Here is a 17,914-nt window from a genome sequence, read left to right as displayed (position 1 = left end):
AAAAGAGAAAGACAATTCAAGAAATGGAAAAGAGATTGGAAAATCGAATTAATTGAAGAAATGAATCCAAATTGGACAGATTTAAGTATCAATTGGAGTTTAAATAATAATAGAATTAGAAAGTAAATTAAAGGTTTAATTAATAAGATACCTGCTTTCGCAGGCACTAAAATTATGTCAACAAAAAACTGGCCACTTTGGGAAATCTTCGTAAGAAGTAAAAACGGATTAGAGCACAGGCATTGTGGTAGTCTACATGCTGCAGATTCTGATATGGCTTTAGAAAATGCTCGCGATGTTTATACAAGACGAAACGAAGGTGTAAGTATTTGGGTTGTAGAATCGAAGCATATTACAGCTTCAAACCCTGAAAATAATGGTGAAATGTTTGAACCTGCTCAAGATAAGGTATATCGCCATCCAACATTTTACGATTTACCAGACGAAGTAAAACATATGTAACAACTTTTGTCATCCTGAACTTGTTTCAGGATCTCATCAAATGAAATAATTCGGATGAAAAACGAAAACTTATACAATTACATTCTTGGTATCGCAGATAACAGTCTAATTCTAGGCCAACGCATGGGAGAACTCTGTGGTCATGGACCAAGTTTAGAAACAGATATCGCTTGTACTAATATTTCATTAGATTTATTCGGACAAGTACGTAGCTATTTTCAATATGCTGCAAAAATTGCAGGAGATGAAAGAACCGAAGATGATATAGCAATGCTTCGAAAAGAGCGCGACTATAAAAATGTATTATTGGTAGAACAGCCTAATATAAATTTTGCGTACTCAATTGGTCGTCAGTTTTTATTTGATGTTTATCATTTAGCTTTTTTGGCCGAATTACAAAAGAGTTCAGATTTAACGCTTTCAGCTATTGCTAACAAATGTATTAAAGAAGTGAGTTATCACGAGCGATTTTCATCTGATTGGGTGAAGCGTTTAGGTGATGGTACATCAGAAAGCAAAGAAAAAATGCAAGAAGCGATCAATGATTTATGGACTTACACTGATGAATTATTTCATCAAACAGAAGCCGATAAAGCTATGGTTGCTGAAAATATTGGTGTTGATGTCACCAAACTAAAAGATGATTATTACAAAAGTGTAAACAATCTTTTAGAAGAAGCAACACTCGAAATTCCGGAATCTAAATGGTTTCAAAAAGGAGGTAAAGAAGGAATTCATACAGAACATTTAGGATACTTATTAAGTGATTTGCAATACATGCAACGCACGTATCCTAACATGGAATGGTAACATGACAACAACAGAACAAAATATCGACCAAATTTTAATTCCAATACTAGAGCAGGTTTCTGATCCAGAAATTCCAGTCTTGTCTATCATGGATATGGGAGTTGTGCGTTCTGCAGTTATAATTAATGATGTTGTTAAGGTTGAAATCACACCAACTTACAGTGGTTGTCCAGCAATGGATGTGATTGGAGACGATATTAAGAAAGCACTAAAAGAAGCTGGTTACGAATCTAAAGTTGATTTAATACTGCATCCAGCATGGACAACTGATTGGATTACACCAAGAGGTCGAAAAGCATTAGAAGATTACGGAATAGCAGCACCATTAGATGCACAAGCCGATAAAGATGTGTTGCTTAATGGAAAACGAATCGTTAAGTGCACCAATTGTGGTTCACAAAATACACGTTTAGTAAGTCAGTTTGGTTCAACTGCATGCAAAGCACAATTTCAATGTGATGATTGCCAAGAACCATTCGATTATTTTAAATGCTTGAAGTAATGTTAGGATTAAGAACAACAGTATACAGAGTCGATAATTTATCTGAGGCAAAAGCTTGGTATTCCAAAGCATTCAAAACTGAACCATATTTTGACGAACCTTTTTATGTTGGGTTTAATATTCAAGGCTATGAGTTAGGACTCTTGCCAGATGACTCAGTAAAAGGAGATAATGTATTATCTTATTGGGGAGTTGAAGACATTCAAATTGCATATAACCACTTGATCGAATTAGGTGCAACTACTCACGAAGAACCGAATAATGTAGGTGGTGAACTTATGGTTGCTAGTGTTTATGATCTGTGGAAAAACATTATTGGCATTATTTATAACCCATATTTTAAATTACCAGAATAATATGAGTTCAATAGAACTAAAAATAGAAAATAAAGTAGCGCATATAACGCTAAATAGACCTGAAGTTTTTAACAGCTTTAATCGTGAAATGGCTTTGAGTCTTCAATCGATTTTGGACGACTGCGAAACTAACAGCGATGTTAGAGCTATTGTACTTACCGGAAATGGAAAGGCATTTTGTGCAGGTCAAGATTTAAAAGAAGTGACAGATCCAGACTTAAATCCTGGATTTAAAAAAATACTCGAAGAACACTACAATCCAATTATTACAAGATTACGTTCTATTAAAAAGCCAATCATTGGAGCCATAAATGGCGTTGCTGCAGGAGCTGGTGCAAATATAGCATTAGCCTGTGATATTGTAGTAGCGCACGAAAAAGTAAGTTTCATACAAGCCTTTAGTTTAATTGGTTTAGTACCAGATAGTGCTGGTACATTCTTTTTACCACGTTTAATTGGCTTTCAAAAAGCACAAGCTTTGGCTATGTTAGGTGATAAGATTTCAGCAGAAGAGGCAGAAAAAATGGGAATGATTTATAAATCGGTACTATTGGATGATTTTGAAGATACTATAAATCAATTAGCATTAAAACTAGCTAATATGCCAACGAAAGCTTTAGGTCTTATCAAGGAATTATTCAATAAGTCTATGACGAATACTCTAGAGGATCAATTGGCCTTAGAATCTAAATTACAAATTGAAGCAGCGCAGAGTAATGACTATGCAGAAGGTGTTGCGGCATTTATTGAAAAACGTAAACCAAAATTTAAAGGCAATTAAAAATATTAATAGGAGTATTGTCCCCTTGAGGGGACTTTAGGGGTGTAAAAAGAGTGAAAAACAAAATAATTCCATATAATCCTAAACTAAAAGAATACGCTAGACAGCTAAGAAAAAATGGTACACTTGCTGAAGTTTTAGTCTGGAAAGCAATCAAAAACCGAGCTTTAGATGTTCAGTTTCATAGACAAGTGCCAATACTAGATTATATAGTAGACTTTTATTGTCATGAACTGATGTTGGCTATTGAGGTTGACGGTAATTCACACGATTATAGATACTTTGAAGATTTAAATAGGCAAAATAAATTAGAAAAACAAGGCGTTCAATTTATAAGGTTTTCTGATTCAGATGTTAAGAATAATATGTTTAGTGTTTCATTATCACTTGAACAAAAAGTGAAGAATTTAAAAACACCCCTAAAGTCCCCTCAAGGGGACAATCGTGTCGATTTAAAACAAACCCTTATAGAAGTTCACCATAGAATAAAACCATTTATTAACAAAACACCCGTATTAAGTTCGAGTTTATTAAATGATATGGTAGATGCTAATATTGTATTTAAATGCGAGAACTTTCAGAAAATGGGAGCCTTTAAAATGCGAGGAGCAGCTAATGCTATCTTATCGCTTTCTGAGGAAGAAAGACAACGCGGAGTCGTTACACATTCCTCTGGTAATTTTGCACAAGCGGTTTCTTTAGCAGCACAAAAACTAGGAGTAAAAGCATATATCGTAATGCCTGAAAATGCGCCACAAGTAAAAAAAGATGGTGTTTTGACGTATGAAGGTGAAATAATAGAATGCGAATCAACACCACAAACTAGAGAAAAAACAGCTAGTAGAGTACAAAAAGAAAAAGGAGCTTCTTTTCTACATCCATCTAATCACGATGAGGTAATTTATGGAAATAGTACAGCTGCGATAGAACTGTTAGAAGAATGTCCTAATTTAGATGTAATTTTAACACCAATCGGAGGAGGAGGGCTAATTTCAGGAACAGCTTTAGCCGCGCATTATTTTTCTGACAACTGCAAAGTGATTGGAGGAGAACCTATGGAGGCTGATGATGCTTTTCGCTCTTTAATTTCCGGAAAAATTGAAACTAATGATAGTGTCAATACAATTGCAGATGGTTTAAGAACTAATTTGGGTGATCGAAATTTTCCGATTATTCAAAAGTATGTCGATAAGATTATACGAGTTGAAGAAGATGAAATTATTAATGCCATGCAATTAATTTGGGAGCGATTGAAGATTATTATAGAACCATCGTCTGCCGTGCCCTTTGCAGCAGTATTGAAGAATAAAGAAGAATTTAAAAACAAAAACGTCGGTATCATTTTATCTGGCGGCAATGTAGATGTTAAAAATCTACCATTCTGATTAACGATTAACGATTAACGATTGAAGATTGTTGATTTATGAATTTTAGAATTAAATAAATTACATGAATGAAGCCTAATCAATTAGAAGAAAGATTAACTCAATATGCAATTGACGTGATTCGATTATGTAAGAAAATTGATAAATCTTTTGCTTCAGAACATTTGGCAAAACAATTAATTAGATCATCTACTTCATCTGCATTAAATTATGGAGAAGCTAGAAGCGGAGAATCAACAAGAGATTTTCTTCATAAAATGAAAATTTGCTTAAAAGAATTAAGAGAATCTTTCATAAATTTAAAAATCATGAAAGGGGCTAGTCTAATTTCGGATTTAGATTTATTAGAAAAATTATCAAAAGAAAATAACGAGCTAATTTCAATATTTGTAGCGAGTATCAAAACGGCTTCAAACAAATTAAAAGCTTAAAATATAGTTTGAATATCAGGTATGAGTGAAAATCAAAAATCAAGAATCGACAATCAACAATCTCCAATTTTTAAGGTAGGAATTATTGGAGGCGGAACAATGGGGAGTGGTATTGCTCAAGTAGCTGCAACTGCTGGTTGTAAAGTTAAATTGTATGATACTAATCAAATTGCTTTAGATAAAGCCAAAGCCGCATTAGAAAAAATCTTATTGCGTTTAATTGAAAAAGGGAGAATTGATTCTGATGAGAAAACTAGAATTCAAACTAATATTACTTACGTTGATACTTTGAAAGATTTGTCAGATTCAAATCTTACTATTGAAGCAATTGTTGAGAATCTAGATATCAAAAAGAAAGTGTTTTCAGAATTAGAAAGTTATGTGTCTGAAGATTGTATCATCGCATCAAACACATCTAGTTTGTCTATTGCATCAATTGCTGCGTCATTACAAAAGCCAGAACGTTGTGTCGGAATACATTTCTTTAATCCAGCACCTCTAATGAAGTTGGTTGAGGTGATTCCTGCGATACAAACATCCGAAGCTGTTCTTCAAAAATCAATTGAAACGATTTCTGATTGGAAAAAAGTAGTAGCCGTTGCAAAAGACACACCAGGATTTATTGTGAATAGAGTGGCAAGACCATTCTATGGTGAAGCCCTAAGAATTTATGAAGAAGGTATTGCAGATTTTGCAACTATTGATTGGAGTTTAAAAACCATAGGAGGTTTTAGAATGGGGCCATTTGAACTTATGGATTTTATTGGAAACGATGTAAATTATACAGTAACAGAATCTGTATTTACTGCGTTCTATTTCGATCCAAGATACAAGCCAGCATTTACACAAAAACGTTTCGCAGAAGCAGGTTATTTAGGTAGAAAATCTGGTAAAGGTTATTACGATTACACAGAAGGAGCTACAAAACCAGTTCCAATAGAGGATAAAGAATTGTCACAGAAAATATTTAATCGTGTTATAATAATGCTAATCAATGAAGCAGCTGATGCCTTGTTTTTGAATATTGCTTCAGCAGAAGATATAGATAATGCAATGACTAAAGGTGTTAACTATCCTAAAGGTTTGTTGGCTTGGGCAGATGAGATAGGAATCGATTTATGTGTTAATGCTTTAGATAGATTATATGATGAATATCACGAAGATCGGTACCGTTGTAGTCCATTATTACGTAAAATGAATAGAGAAAATAAAGCGTTTTTTAATTAGAATGTCATTCAGAGCGAAGCGAAGAATCTCATAATGAGATTGCCACGTCCTTCGTCCTCGCAATGACAAAATAGAATATGAAAGGAGAACAGATTCCACATAAAATGCTTAGTCAAGATGCTTTTAGTCAATGGTTAGGAATAGAGATTTTAGAATGTGAAATTGGTCGCTGTAAAGTAGCCATGACTATTAGAAAGGATATGCTTAATAGTATGAACAAAGCGCATGGTGGAGTTAGCTATTCATTAGCAGATACAGCATTCGGTTTTGCAGCTAACACACATGGCAAATATGCCGTGTCTATTGAAACCAGTATTAACCATATCGAAGCTTTAGATGAAGGTGATTATTTGATTGCAGAATCAGTAATAGAAAAAGTAAATAACAAACTAGGTTTCAATATTATTGAAGTAAAACGAGGTGATGAATTAGTAGCACTTTTTAAAGGTGTAGTTTATAGAACTCAAAAAGATTGGGAAGAGTAAATAATGAAATCGAAGATTACATTTGACCAATTTAAGACATTATAAAATATCAAATGAAAGAAGCATACATAATAGACGGAATTAGAACGCCAATAGGAAATTACAAAGGTACTTTGTCTGCTGTTAGAACAGACGATTTAGGAGCATTGGTAATTTCAGAAATAGTTAAACGAAATCCAAGTATTCCAAAAGAAGCTTATGACGATGTGATAATGGGTTGCGCTAATCAGGCAGGAGAAGATAATCGTAATGTAGCTCGCATGTCATCATTATTGGCTGGTTTACCTTTTACAGTTCCTGGTGAAACCGTAAATCGTCTATGTAGTTCAGGATTATCAGCAATAATTCATGCTAATCGTGCTATTAAAGCTGGTGATGGAGATGTGTTTATATCTGGAGGTGTTGAGAATATGACTCGTGGACCATACGTTATCGCAAAACCATCAAGTGCTTTTGGTAATGACTCAAAAATGTATGATTCGAGTTTCGGATGGCGTTTTATCAATCCGAAAATGCAAAAGCTTTATGGAACTGATGGCATGGGAAACACAGCTGAAAATTTAGTAGAAAAATATAATATTTCACGAGAGGATCAAGATAAGTTTGCGTATTGGAGTCAAATGAAAGCGACTAAGGCGCAAGAGAATGGTCGATTAGCAAAAGAAATTATAACTGTAGAAATTCCGCAACGCAAAAAAGATCCAATCCTATTTTTTAAAGATGAATTTGTAAAACCAACAACCTCATTAGAAGTTTTAGGGAAATTAAGAGCTGCCTTTAAAAAAGAAGGAGGAAGTGTCACAGCTGGAAATTCATCAGGATTAAACGATGGAGCAGCTGCGACAATTATAGCATCAGAAGATGCAGTAAAAAAATACAATCTAAAACCATTAGCAAGAATAGTAAGTTCTGCCGTCGTTGGTGTAGAACCAAGAATTATGGGTATTGGTCCTGTTCAAGCATCTAATAAAGCTTTGGAAAAAGCAGGATTAACGATGGATGATATGGATGTTATTGAGTTAAATGAAGCATTTGCAGCGCAAGCATTAGCATGCACTAGAGCTTGGGGATTAGCAGATGATGACCCAAGATTAAATCCAAATGGAGGTTCAATTGCGATTGGTCATCCATTAGGAGTCACAGGTGCTAGAATAGCCTATTCAGCGGCTTTAGAGTTGCACGAGCAAAATAAGAAGTATGCATTAATTACGATGTGTATTGGAGTAGGGCAAGGCTATGCAGCTATAATTGAACGAATGAAAAATTAACGATTGAAGATTGTCGATTGGAGATTTGAGAGGTGAGTAGAACTTCAGAAATCAAAAATCGTTAATCAATATTCTCAAATAATAATGATGAACAAGATTCAGCACTACGTCCAAGGACAATGGACAACAGGAAAAGAAGAAGGAACACCAATTCTTGATGCAGTTACTGGAGAAGCATTCACTAGTGTAGCCATTGAAGGCTTAGATATCCCAGAAATTCTAAACTACGGAAGAACTACAGGAGGTGAAAAACTTCGTAAAATGACGTTTCAAGAACGTGGAAACATGCTCAAAAGTTTAGCATTATATCTTACCAAAAGAAAGAATGCGTTTTACGATTTAAGTTACAGAACTGGAGCAACAAAAGTAGATAGTTGGATAGATATTGAAGGTGGTTTCGGAAACTTGTTTGCTAATGCATCATTAAGAAAACTATTCCCAAATCAACCTTATCATGTTGAAGGTGATGCGATCGATTTATCTCGTGGAGGACGCTTTATGGCACATCATATTATGGTGCCTAAAAAAGGAGTAGCCGTACATATCAATGCTTTTAATTTCCCTGTTTGGGGAATGTTAGAGAAGTGTGCAGTCAATTGGATGGCTGGAGTGCCAGCAGTAGTTTTGCCAGCGCCTTCATCATCCTATTTAGCAGAAGCAGTTGCAAGAGTAATTATCGATTCTGGAATCTTACCAGAAGGAGCTTTGCAAATCATTAACGGAACCGTAAAAACCATTTTAGATACTGTTGAGTCTCAAGATGTAGTCACTTTTACGGGTTCAGCACGAATAGGAAGATTGCTTAAAGCACATCCAAGATTGATACAAGAATCTGTGCCATTTACGATGGAAGCCGATTCTTTGAATGCTTCTATCTTAGGTGAAGACGCTGTTCCTGGAACACCAGAATTCGATTTGTTTATCAAGGAGGTTCGTAAAGAAATGACCGTTAAAGCTGGACAAAAATGTACAGCGATTAGACGAATTATTGTTCCTGAGAATTTAGTTGAAGATGTTCAGATATCGCTAGGAAAGGCTTTAGATAAGATTACTATTGGTGATCCAAGACTCAAAGAAGTTAGAATGGGGTCACTTGTAAGTCATCAACAAGTACAAGCCGTAAGAGATTCGGTAAATGATTTAGCAAAAGAAGCACAAATCGTTTACGGAAGTTTAGATAAAATTGAAACGATTGGTGCAGATGCTAAAAAAGGTGCTTTCATTAGCCCAATTTTATTAAGAGCAGATCATCCATTTCAAAATACAGTTATTCACGAACGTGAGGCTTTCGGACCAGTAAGTACAATAATGCCTTATAAAAATTTAGAAGAAGCTATTACTTTAGCGCAAATGGGTAAAGGCTCTTTAGTATCTTCCATTGCAACTAACGATGATAAAATAGCAAAAGAATATGTTATTAATGCTGCAAGTCATCATGGAAGAATCCTAGTACTTAATAGAGAAAGTGCTAAAGAAAGTACAGGACATGGTTCGCCATTACCATACTTGGTTCATGGTGGTCCAGGACGTGCTGGTGGAGGAGAAGAAATGGGAGGAATGCGAGGTATTAAACATTATTTGCAGCGTACAGCCATTCAAGGTTCGCCAACAACAATAACAGAAATTACTGGTATTTACCAGCAAAACGCAAAATATAAGGAAGCAGAACAGCATCCATTTAAATACCATTGGGAAGACATTCAACCAGGAATGTCAATGAAGACGCATAAACGTACTTTCACAGATACAGACATTATAAATTTTGCCAACATCACTTGGGATCATTTTTATGCACATACAGATATTACATCTTTAGATGGAAGTATTTTTGAAAAGAGAACGGCTCATGGCTATTTTATAATATCTGCTGCTGCTGGATTATTTGTTTATCCAAACAAAGGACCAGTTTCTGCTAATTACGGATTAGAAGAATGCCGTTTTTTAAGACCATTATATCACAACGATACGATTTATGTGCGCTTAACATGTAAGCAAAAAATAGATCGTGATGTTGCAAGTGCTGAACATCCAAGCGGTATTGTAAAATGGTTTGCTGAAATTTTTGATGCAGATGATGAATTGGTAGCATTAGCAACCGTTCTTACAATGGTTCAGAAAAAACAAGAAGTTTTTATTGAAATGACAGATGAAAAAATTGATGAATGTTTGAGTCAACTTTCTGAAGGCACAAAACCAAAATGGGGAATTATGTCACCACAACACATGATTGAACATTTGGAATACACCTATAAAATTGCCTCAGGTGAAATCCAAGATTTTGATATTGCTACACCAGAAAAGATTTTAGAAAAGGTGAAGAATAGCTTATGGAATTACAATAAGTTCCCTCTGAATTCAAATTTCCCATTGTTGGAAAAAGACACGCTTGATGAATTGAAACATGATAATTTGGCAACAGCAATTGAGAAATTTAAAGAACAGCGTGAAAAGTACTTAGAGTATTTTAAAGAAAACCCAGATGCCATATTAAGTAATATGGTATTTGGTGAATTAAATAGATATGAGTGGTATTTAATGGAGCGCAAGCATTTAAATCATCATTTTGAACAATTTGGATTATTATAATATGACAAAACCATACGTTAAATTAACGATAGAAAACGAAGTAGGATATATTGAATTTTTTCATCCTGCGCATAATTCACTTCCAGGTGATATATTGGCGAAATTGGCGAATACAATTACTGAAGCAGGTCAGAATAACTCCATTAAAGTCATTGTGCTAAAAAGTGGAGGAGACAGAACGTTTTGTGCTGGTGCAAGCTTTAAAGAATTGATTAATATAAATGATGCTGCAACTGGTAAAGTATTTTTTTCAGGGTTTGCAAATGTGATTAATGCGATGCGAAAGTGTCCAAAATTCATTATAGGTCGTATTCAAGGAAAAACTGTTGGAGGAGGAGTTGGATTAGCAGCATCAACGGATTATTGTATGGGAACAAAGTTTGCCGCAATCAAGTTGAGCGAGCTTAATATTGGAATTGGACCATTTGTTGTAGGACCAGCAATTGAGCGTAAAATAGGATTGAGCGCTATGTCGCAAATTGCAATTGACGCCAACTCATTTTATCCAGCAGAATGGGCAAAACAAAAAGGCTTATTCACACAAGTATATGAAAGTGCCGAAGAATTAGACGAAGCCGTAAAAACAGCAGCAGAGCATTTATGCACTTACAATACTGAAGCTATGCTAGAGATGAAAAAAGTATTTTGGAATGGAACTGATGATTGGGATAACTTATTAGCAGAACGAGCTCAAACTAGTGGTCGTTTAGTTCTATCTGAGTTTACAAAAGAGAAATTAAAAGGGTTTAAGTGATTAACGATTGAAGAATGTCGATTAGAGATTTTAGAAGTATGAGTGAGAACTTCAAAAATCAAAAATCGTTAATCCACAATCTCAAATAATAGAAAATGGTTTACAGTTTTAAAGGCTACACGCCAGTTGTTCACGAAAGTAGTTTTGTGCACCCTTTAGCAGCTGTTACCGGAAATGTTATTATTGGTAAAAACTGTTACATTGGTCCAGGAGCTGCAATCCGTGGTGATTGGGGACAAATTATATTAGAAGATGGAGTCAATGTGCAAGAAAATTGTACAGTCCATATGTTTCCTGGGAAATCAATCACCTTAAAAGAAAGTGCACATGTTGGTCACGGAGCCATAATTCATGGTGCTAATTTGGGTAGAAATTGTCTTATTGGAATGAATTCTGTAATAATGGATGATGCAGAAATTGGGGATGAAAGTATTGTCGGTGCTATGGCTTTTGTAATGGCAGAAACTATAATTCCAAAACGAAGTTTAGTAGTTGGTAATCCGGCAAAAGTCGTTAAGCAAGTGAGTGACGAAATGATCGTTTGGAAAACGAAAGGCACAGAACTATATCAACAATTACCTGCAGATTGCCATGATTCCTTAAAAGCAGTTGAGCCATTAAGAGAATTGCCTGAAGAAATGAAAGTTCAAGATGATGTCTATAAAACACTAAGAGAGACTTTTAAAAAGTAAACACTACATAATTCCGCTCAAGTCAATTTCATTAGTCTCTTTTCCTGTAGAGAGTGTAATCAAACTTTGTACGTTTCCAAGGTAAGAAAGAAGTGTAAGTTTGGACATTATAAATCTTTCGTAGGCTTCAATATCTTCTACTACTAATTTTAGGAGGTAATCAAAATTTCCACTCACGCGATGACATTCTACAATCTCAGGAAAGTTGTTTATTTCTTTTACAAATTTCTCTAAATAACTTCTGGTGTGACCTTGTAAGGTTATGCCAATAAAAACAGTTAGTTTTAAGCCTATTTTCTTATTGTCTAAAACAGCAACATACTTTTTTATATAACCTTCTTTTTCAAGCTTTTTAATGCGTTCAAAAATTGGTGAAGTGGTCATACCAAGTTCTTCAGCTATGCTTTTAGTAGTTCTGTTGCTGTCTTTTTGAAGTATACCTAAAATTTGAGTATCAATTTTATCGAGATTGTATGGCATAAGCATATTATAATTCTAAATGAATGAAATGTAAATATAAAAGAATTTATTACCTAAATAATATAATAAATCAGAATAAAAACCTTTTCAGAGTTTAATTACAAGTTTTTAATTATAGATAAATTCAAATTGAATTATCTTTATTTCTTGTATAAAAAATTATTATAGCTTGGGAAATTTCGAATTTAAGATGCCTAAATTGGGCGAAAGTATCACTGAAGCTGCGATTATTACGTGGTTTAAAAATGTTGGTGATACTATAGAAGATGACGAAATGTTACTTGAGGTAGCTACGGATAAAGTGGATTCTGAAGTACCATCCAATGTTTCAGGTGAAATTGTAGATATTTTATATAATGCTAATGATGTTATTAAAATAGGTGAGACCATTGCCATCATTAAAGTAGATGAGAGCTCAGCAACATCTAAAAAGAAAGTAAGTAAAACAGAAGTTTCTACAAAAAAAGCAAATACAGAAAAGCCGAAAATTTCTAAAAAACTAAAGGCAGTTGAAAAACCTTCAAATTCGTTTTCAGTTTCAGTTTCAAATTCAAATACATTCTTTTCGCCACTGATTATTTCAATAGCGAAAGAACAACATATCAGTTTTGAAGAATTAGCGAGAATTCCTGCAACAGGAAAAGAAGGACGTTTGCGTAAAAGTGACCTTTTTCAATATATTGAAGAAGGACGACCATATAAGTTTACACAACCAGTCGCACAACAAGACCCAACAGCATACCGTATTCCTCAATTAAACTTCGATAAAGGGAAGGGCAAGGTCATAGAAATGGATCGCATGCGTAAAATGATTGCGGATCATATGGTGTATTCTAAGCATACATCTCCTCACGTTACAGCATATGTAGAAGCGGATTTAACCAATATGGTAAACTGGAGAAATGCTAATAAAATACCGTTTCAAGAAAAATATGGTGAGCGATTAACCTTTACACCATTATTCGTTGAAGCAGTTGCAAAAGCAGTCAAGGATTTTCCAAATATTAATGCTTCGGTAGATGGTAATAATATCATAGTTAAAGAGAATATTAATATTGGAATGGCAACAGCACTTCCAAGTGGAAATCTTATTGTGCCAGTAGTGAAAAATGCTAATGCTAAAAATTTAAAAGAATTAGCAGCAAAGGTTAATGAGTTAGCGAATAAAGCGAGAGAGAATAAACTTGTAGGTGACGATATTAAAGGCAGCACATTCACCATCTCTAACGTAGGAACCTTTGGAAGCGTCATGGGAACACCGATTATTAATCAGCCTGAAGTTGCCATACTAGCTTTAGGAATTATTAAAAAACGACCTGAAGTAATTACTACAGAAAAAGGAGATGAAATTGCTATTAGAAGTATGATGTATCTGTCTCTGTCTTTTGATCATCGCGTAGTTGATGGATTTTTAGGTGGAAGCTTTGTGCGCAGAGTTGCTGATTATTTTGAACAGTTTGATACCAATAGAAGAATATAAACGTGTCATCCTGAACTAGTTTTAGGATCTCATATACCTAATATTATGAGTTACAATATTTCAATAACCAAAGTGGAAAAGTCTAAAGTTGACGCTTTAGATTTTAACAACATCCCTTTAGGAACCACTTTTACAGATCACATGTTTGTATGCGATTACGAAAATGGTACATGGACAAAGGCAAGAATAGTACCACTAGGATTAATACCAACACATCCTGCTGCCATGGCGCTTCACTATGGGCAAGCTATTTTTGAGGGTATGAAAGCATATAAAGACACTGAAGGTGCACCAATGCTATTTAGACCAGAGCAGAATGCTAAACGTTTAAATAAAAGTGCAGACCGTATGGGAATGCCTAACGTACCAGAAGAATTATTTGTAGATGGTTTGAAAGAATTAGTTGGATTGGAGCATAATTGGATTCCGCCACAACAAGGAAGTGCCTTGTACTTAAGACCTTTTATGTACGCAGACGAACCATTTATTGGCATGCGTGCCGCTACACATTATAAGTTTATAATTATGGCATCACCTGCTGGACCATTTTTTAGTAAGCACATAAAATTATGGGCAGAGAAACAATATATTAGAGCAACTCTTGGTGGAACTGGTGAAGCAAAAGCTGCTGGAAATTATGCTGCTGCAATTCGTCCTACCGAGTTAGCAAAAGCTAAAGGTTACGATCAGGTGTTATGGTTAGATGCTGTAGAGCACAAGTATATTCAAGAGGTTGGTACGATGAATATCTTCTTTAAAATTAAAGGTGAGTTTATTACGCCAGAATTAGATGGATCTGTTCTTCATGGTATTACACGAGCTAGTGTTATAGAAATGCTTAAGGCAATGAATTACAATGTAACTGAGCGCAAAATTGGGATTGACGAAATTAAGTCAGCTTCAGAAAATGGAACATTAGAAGAAGCTTTTGGAACAGGTACAGCTGTTGGCATAGCATATATTAAAGAAATAGGATTAGAAGGAGAAACAATTCCTGTGTCTGACGAAAGCCCTGTTGGATTAGAAGTTAATGATACATTGAATGCCATTAAAACGGGTCAACTCCAAGATAGATTTGGATGGATGACTAAAGTGAAAAAGAAATTGGTATAGTATATTTTGGGCGTTACCACAAGGGTCGCGCTTTCAGCAGTCGCTTTTTTTGAGAAAAACAAAAAAGAGCTTCAACAAAGCCTCAATCGCTAACGCATCTATCAGCTAAAAACATTGAAATTATTATGTTTTAGTATATTTATTAAGAGTAACATCACTTCGAGTAAATTGTATTGAGAAGCTACAAGAGTTCTCGATACAAAATTGCAAAAAAAGCAATTTCACTCGAACCGACGGAAAGATTAAAATAACGATTTTGTCATTCCTGCTAAACAGGAATCCACATTAAAGTAACTAATAAAAACAGATTTCTGCTTTTGTAGGAATGACAGGTATGGATAAGAAAACACTAGAAAAAGGATTTTCAAAGCTTTGTACTGCGAAAGCAATGACAGAATTATATGAAGCCAATTTTAAGCAGGTTTCAAAATATGTACATGCGACGTCTCGTGGACATGAAGCTATTCAAATTGCATTAGGATTACAACTGTTGCCTCAAGATTTTGCATTTCCATATTATAGAGATGATGCTATGTTGTTATCATTTGGTCTAGAACCTTATGACTTAATGCTTCAATTATTAGCAAAAAAGGATGATCCATTTTCTGCAGGAAGAAGTTATTATTCGCATCCTAGTTTAAAGGATGACGATAAACCAAAAATTCCGCATCAATCTTCAGCAACAGGTATGCAAGCTATTCCCGCAACTGGAGTTGCTATGGGAATGCAGTACAAAGAATTACAAGGATTAAATGATAGTTCAATAGAAAGCCCAATCTCTGTCTGTTCATTAGGTGATGCATCAGTTACAGAAGGAGAGATTGCAGAAGCCTTTCAAATGGCAGCCTTAAAGCAAATGCCAATTTTATATTTGGTTCAAGATAATGGTTGGGATATTTCAGCCAATGCAGCAGAGACGAGAGCTCAAAACGCTTTTGAATATGCAGAAGGGTTTCATGGTTTAGAAGCGATTTCTATTGATGGAGCAAATTTTACAGAAAGTTATGAGGCTTTAGAAAAAGTAATTGATACGATACGAAAAGAGCGTAGACCATTTTTGGTTCACGCTAAAGTTCCCTTATTAAATCATCATACTTCTGGTGTAAGAATGGAATGGTATCGCGACGATTTAGAAGAAGCAAAATCTCGTGACCCTTATCCAGTATTAAGACAACAATTATTAGATTCTGGCTTTTCGGAAAAAGAAATCAATGCTATAGAAATTAGAGCTAAAGCAAAAGTAAAATCAGACTTTCAAAAAGCATTAAAAGCTGAAGATCCAAAACCTGAAGATTTATTTACTAACGATTTTGTGCCAACACCAATTACTGAAGAAAAAGGAACTCGTGCACCAGAAGGTGCAGAAAAAGTGGTAATGGTTGATTGTGCTTTATTCGCTGTAGAAGAGCTAATGAAGGAACACAAAGAATGTTTACTATACGGACAAGACGTTGGTGGACGATTAGGGGGTGTGTTTAGAGAAGCAGCTACTTTAGCACAGAAGTTTGGAGATGACCGCGTTTTTAATACACCTATACAAGAGGCATTTATTGTGGGTTCTACTGTAGGAATGAGTGCTGTTGGTTTAAAACCTATTGTTGAGGTGCAATTTGCAGATTATATTTGGCCAGGTCTCAATCAATTGTTTACAGAAGTGAGTCGTAGCTGTTACTTGAGTAATGGAAAATGGCCAGTAAGTATGATTTTAAGGGTGCCAATTGGGGCTTATGGAAGTGGTGGACCTTATCATTCGTCTTCTGTAGAAAGTGTCATCACAAATATTAGAGGAATTAAAATAGCCTATCCAAGTAATGGCGCTGATCTTAAAGGGTTAATGAAAGCAGCATATTACGATCCAAATCCTGTCGTTATTTTAGAGCATAAAGGCCTGTATTGGTCTAAAGTACCAGGCACACTTACGGCAACTTCTGTTGAGCCTAGTGAAGATTATGTACTACCTTTTGGTAAAGCTTGGGTACTTCAAGAAATTTGGAAACAAGAAAGCGTAGAAACCCTAACTATAGTAACCTATGGAATGGGAGTGCATTGGTCTTATAATGCTTCAGGTGAATTAGGCATGCGTGACCAAATTGAAATTATTGATTTAAGAACACTGTATCCTTTGGATGAAGACACGATTATGAAGTCCGTTAAGAAAACGGGTAAATGTTTGGTGGTAACAGAAGAGCCTTCAAATAATAGTTTTGCAAGAGCATTGTCTGGGAAAATACAAGAAGAATGCTTCAAATATTTAGATGCGCCAGTGATAACTATTGGTAGTGAGAATATGCCAGCAGTACCTTTAAATTCAACTTTAGAGCAAACCATGATTCCTTCAACTGAAAAAGTAAAAGTGAAAATTGAAGATCTATTAAGTTACTAGCTGATTATCTGATGTAAGATTTTTAGTATCTTACATCAAATTAAATTCAGTTAAATGCTTACCAAAAAACGCTACTCAATCAAAGACATGGTGCTTTGGACAAGAGGAGAAACATTGATTTATCTCCTTTATGCTGGTGTTATTACTCTTCTTTATAAAGTTTTTGGATTTACATTTCTAAATGTACCATGGACACCTGTTGCATTAATTGGTACAGCTGTGGCGTTTTTGGTAGGTTTTCAAAATAATTCTGCTTACGGACGTATATGGGAAGCGCGAATGATTTGGGGTGCTATAGTAAATACGTCTCGCACTTTGGGAATGAAAGTGCAAGATATGGTTACTAATGAATATTGTAAAGATCCTGTTTCTGAAGATGAATTGAAACAACATAAAAAGATACTAATATATCGTCATATTGCCTGGATGACTGCATTGAGATATGCTATGCGCCAAAGAAAAAGTTGGGAAACGCAGCATCATGCTAAAACTAATCGGGAGTGGCGAGATATGATACATATACCAGAAGAAGTGTCTTCTCTTGAAGATAACCTAATGATGTATCTATCAGAGGATGAGAAAAGTTATGTTTTATCTAAAGGAAATAAGCAAACGGCAATATTGTATTTACAATCAAAGCACTTTAGACGATTAAAAGAGCAAGGAATAATTTGGGAATTTTCCTTTTTAGAACTTGAAAATGTTTTGGAATCTTTATT

At 34.9% G+C, this 17,914-nt stretch carries 18 protein-coding genes and 2 pseudogenes; 19 read left to right on the top strand and 1 reads right to left on the bottom strand.

Annotated elements, in window-relative coordinates; genetic code table 11:
- The 15 genes and pseudogenes from AAC053_RS10400 to AAC053_RS10330 all read left to right on the top strand — a co-directional run.
- Positions 1–126, top strand: a pseudogene (locus tag AAC053_RS10400) (GIY-YIG nuclease family protein); the annotation flags it as partial.
- Between the two features lie 48 nt (positions 127–174).
- The gene (paaB, locus tag AAC053_RS10395) at positions 175–462 is read left to right on the top strand and encodes a 1,2-phenylacetyl-CoA epoxidase subunit PaaB (protein WP_339756022.1); all 288 of its coding nucleotides are present in this window, start codon (positions 175–177) and stop codon (positions 460–462) included.
- 54 nt (positions 463–516) lie between these two features.
- Positions 517–1,272, top strand: a complete 756-nt coding sequence (gene paaC, locus AAC053_RS10390; protein WP_339756020.1) for a 1,2-phenylacetyl-CoA epoxidase subunit PaaC — start codon at positions 517–519, stop codon at positions 1,270–1,272.
- Position 1,273: 1 nt separating this feature from the next.
- Complete coding sequence (gene paaD / locus AAC053_RS10385; RefSeq protein WP_339756017.1) at positions 1,274–1,774, top strand: 1,2-phenylacetyl-CoA epoxidase subunit PaaD; 501 nt, start codon at positions 1,274–1,276, stop codon at positions 1,772–1,774.
- Positions 1,774–2,130, top strand: coding sequence for a VOC family protein (locus AAC053_RS10380; RefSeq protein ID WP_339756014.1), 357 nt, complete (start codon positions 1,774–1,776; stop codon positions 2,128–2,130). Before paaD ends, AAC053_RS10380 begins: the two co-directional genes overlap by 1 nt.
- A gap of 1 nt (position 2,131) precedes the next feature.
- Positions 2,132–2,911 carry an enoyl-CoA hydratase-related protein gene (locus AAC053_RS10375; RefSeq protein WP_339756012.1) on the top strand — a complete coding sequence of 260 codons (780 nt, stop codon included), beginning with the start codon at positions 2,132–2,134 and terminating at the stop codon, positions 2,909–2,911.
- A 53-nt stretch (positions 2,912–2,964) separates the two neighbouring features.
- Positions 2,965–3,282 (top strand): annotated as a pseudogene (locus tag AAC053_RS10370) (endonuclease domain-containing protein); the annotation flags it as partial.
- Between the two features lie 114 nt (positions 3,283–3,396).
- Complete coding sequence (locus AAC053_RS10365; RefSeq protein ID WP_339756027.1) at positions 3,397–4,296, top strand: pyridoxal-phosphate dependent enzyme; 900 nt, start codon at positions 3,397–3,399, stop codon at positions 4,294–4,296.
- A 68-nt stretch (positions 4,297–4,364) separates the two neighbouring features.
- Entirely contained in the window at positions 4,365–4,727 is a 363-nt protein-coding gene (locus AAC053_RS10360) for a four helix bundle protein (RefSeq protein ID WP_339756009.1), read from the top strand.
- A gap of 21 nt (positions 4,728–4,748) precedes the next feature.
- The gene (locus AAC053_RS10355; RefSeq protein ID WP_339756006.1) at positions 4,749–5,954 is read left to right on the top strand and encodes a 3-hydroxyacyl-CoA dehydrogenase NAD-binding domain-containing protein; all 1,206 of its coding nucleotides are present in this window, start codon (positions 4,749–4,751) and stop codon (positions 5,952–5,954) included.
- Between the two features lie 77 nt (positions 5,955–6,031).
- Positions 6,032–6,439: a hotdog fold thioesterase gene (locus AAC053_RS10350; protein WP_339756003.1), complete on the top strand. Its 408-nt coding sequence runs from the start codon at positions 6,032–6,034 to the stop codon at positions 6,437–6,439.
- Between the two features lie 53 nt (positions 6,440–6,492).
- Entirely contained in the window at positions 6,493–7,707 is a 1,215-nt protein-coding gene (gene pcaF / locus AAC053_RS10345) for a 3-oxoadipyl-CoA thiolase (RefSeq protein WP_339756000.1), read from the top strand.
- Between the two features lie 87 nt (positions 7,708–7,794).
- The gene (gene paaZ, locus AAC053_RS10340) at positions 7,795–10,293 is read left to right on the top strand and encodes a phenylacetic acid degradation bifunctional protein PaaZ (RefSeq protein WP_339755997.1); all 2,499 of its coding nucleotides are present in this window, start codon (positions 7,795–7,797) and stop codon (positions 10,291–10,293) included.
- Between the two features lies 1 nt (position 10,294).
- Positions 10,295–11,047, top strand: a complete 753-nt coding sequence (locus AAC053_RS10335; RefSeq protein WP_339755994.1) for an enoyl-CoA hydratase/isomerase family protein — start codon at positions 10,295–10,297, stop codon at positions 11,045–11,047.
- A 95-nt stretch (positions 11,048–11,142) separates the two neighbouring features.
- Positions 11,143–11,739 (top strand): transferase hexapeptide repeat family protein, encoded by a 597-nt coding sequence (locus tag AAC053_RS10330; protein WP_339755992.1) that lies wholly within the window; start codon positions 11,143–11,145, stop codon positions 11,737–11,739.
- 3 nt (positions 11,740–11,742) lie between these two features.
- On the opposite strand, the gene AAC053_RS10325 is transcribed toward AAC053_RS10330, so the two are convergent.
- Positions 11,743–12,219 carry an Lrp/AsnC family transcriptional regulator gene (locus AAC053_RS10325; RefSeq protein WP_339755991.1) on the bottom strand — a complete coding sequence of 159 codons (477 nt, stop codon included), beginning with the start codon at positions 12,217–12,219 and terminating at the stop codon, positions 11,743–11,745.
- A gap of 190 nt (positions 12,220–12,409) precedes the next feature.
- Between AAC053_RS10325 and AAC053_RS10320 the strand changes: the two genes are divergently transcribed.
- The 4 genes from AAC053_RS10320 to AAC053_RS10305 all read left to right on the top strand — a co-directional run.
- On the top strand, positions 12,410–13,699 hold the full coding sequence (locus AAC053_RS10320; protein WP_339756024.1) for a dihydrolipoamide acetyltransferase family protein: 1,290 nt from the start codon (positions 12,410–12,412) through the stop codon (positions 13,697–13,699).
- Between the two features lie 45 nt (positions 13,700–13,744).
- A complete protein-coding gene (locus AAC053_RS10315) occupies positions 13,745–14,812 on the top strand; it encodes a branched-chain amino acid aminotransferase (RefSeq protein ID WP_339755988.1) in 1,068 nt (355 codons plus the stop codon).
- Between the two features lie 334 nt (positions 14,813–15,146).
- Positions 15,147–17,195: a thiamine pyrophosphate-dependent enzyme gene (locus tag AAC053_RS10310; protein ID WP_339755986.1), complete on the top strand. Its 2,049-nt coding sequence runs from the start codon at positions 15,147–15,149 to the stop codon at positions 17,193–17,195.
- Positions 17,196–17,249: 54 nt separating this feature from the next.
- The coding region (locus tag AAC053_RS10305; RefSeq protein ID WP_339755983.1) for a bestrophin family ion channel at positions 17,250–17,914 on the top strand (665 nt) is incomplete at its 3' end.

This window comes from uncultured Winogradskyella sp., from assembly GCF_963975125.1.
In the GTDB taxonomy this organism is placed as follows: Bacteria; Bacteroidota; Bacteroidia; order Flavobacteriales; family Flavobacteriaceae; genus Winogradskyella.
The sequence above is the reverse complement of the archived record's forward strand: the minus strand, read 5'-3'. Positions and strand labels throughout refer to the sequence as shown.

Bases quoted from the DNA above. Each gene is read 5' to 3' on its own strand.
- paaB (WP_339756022.1), top strand. From the start codon at position 175: ATGTCAACAAAAAACTGGCCACTTTGGGAAATCTTCGTAAGAAGTAAA.
- paaC (WP_339756020.1), top strand. From the start codon at position 517: ATGAAAAACGAAAACTTATACAATTACATTCTTGGTATCGCAGATAAC.
- paaD (WP_339756017.1), top strand. From the start codon at position 1,274: ATGACAACAACAGAACAAAATATCGACCAAATTTTAATTCCAATACTA.
- AAC053_RS10380 (WP_339756014.1), top strand. From the start codon at position 1,774: ATGTTAGGATTAAGAACAACAGTATACAGAGTCGATAATTTATCTGAG.
- AAC053_RS10375 (WP_339756012.1), top strand. From the start codon at position 2,132: ATGAGTTCAATAGAACTAAAAATAGAAAATAAAGTAGCGCATATAACG.
- AAC053_RS10360 (WP_339756009.1), top strand. From the start codon at position 4,365: ATGAAGCCTAATCAATTAGAAGAAAGATTAACTCAATATGCAATTGAC.
- AAC053_RS10355 (WP_339756006.1), top strand. From the start codon at position 4,749: ATGAGTGAAAATCAAAAATCAAGAATCGACAATCAACAATCTCCAATT.
- AAC053_RS10350 (WP_339756003.1), top strand. From the start codon at position 6,032: ATGAAAGGAGAACAGATTCCACATAAAATGCTTAGTCAAGATGCTTTT.
- pcaF (WP_339756000.1), top strand. From the start codon at position 6,493: ATGAAAGAAGCATACATAATAGACGGAATTAGAACGCCAATAGGAAAT.
- paaZ (WP_339755997.1), top strand. From the start codon at position 7,795: ATGAACAAGATTCAGCACTACGTCCAAGGACAATGGACAACAGGAAAA.
- AAC053_RS10335 (WP_339755994.1), top strand. From the start codon at position 10,295: ATGACAAAACCATACGTTAAATTAACGATAGAAAACGAAGTAGGATAT.
- AAC053_RS10330 (WP_339755992.1), top strand. From the start codon at position 11,143: ATGGTTTACAGTTTTAAAGGCTACACGCCAGTTGTTCACGAAAGTAGT.
- AAC053_RS10325 (WP_339755991.1), bottom strand. From the start codon at position 12,219: ATGCCATACAATCTCGATAAAATTGATACTCAAATTTTAGGTATACTT.
- AAC053_RS10320 (WP_339756024.1), top strand. From the start codon at position 12,410: ATGCCTAAATTGGGCGAAAGTATCACTGAAGCTGCGATTATTACGTGG.
- AAC053_RS10315 (WP_339755988.1), top strand. From the start codon at position 13,745: ATGAGTTACAATATTTCAATAACCAAAGTGGAAAAGTCTAAAGTTGAC.
- AAC053_RS10310 (WP_339755986.1), top strand. From the start codon at position 15,147: ATGGATAAGAAAACACTAGAAAAAGGATTTTCAAAGCTTTGTACTGCG.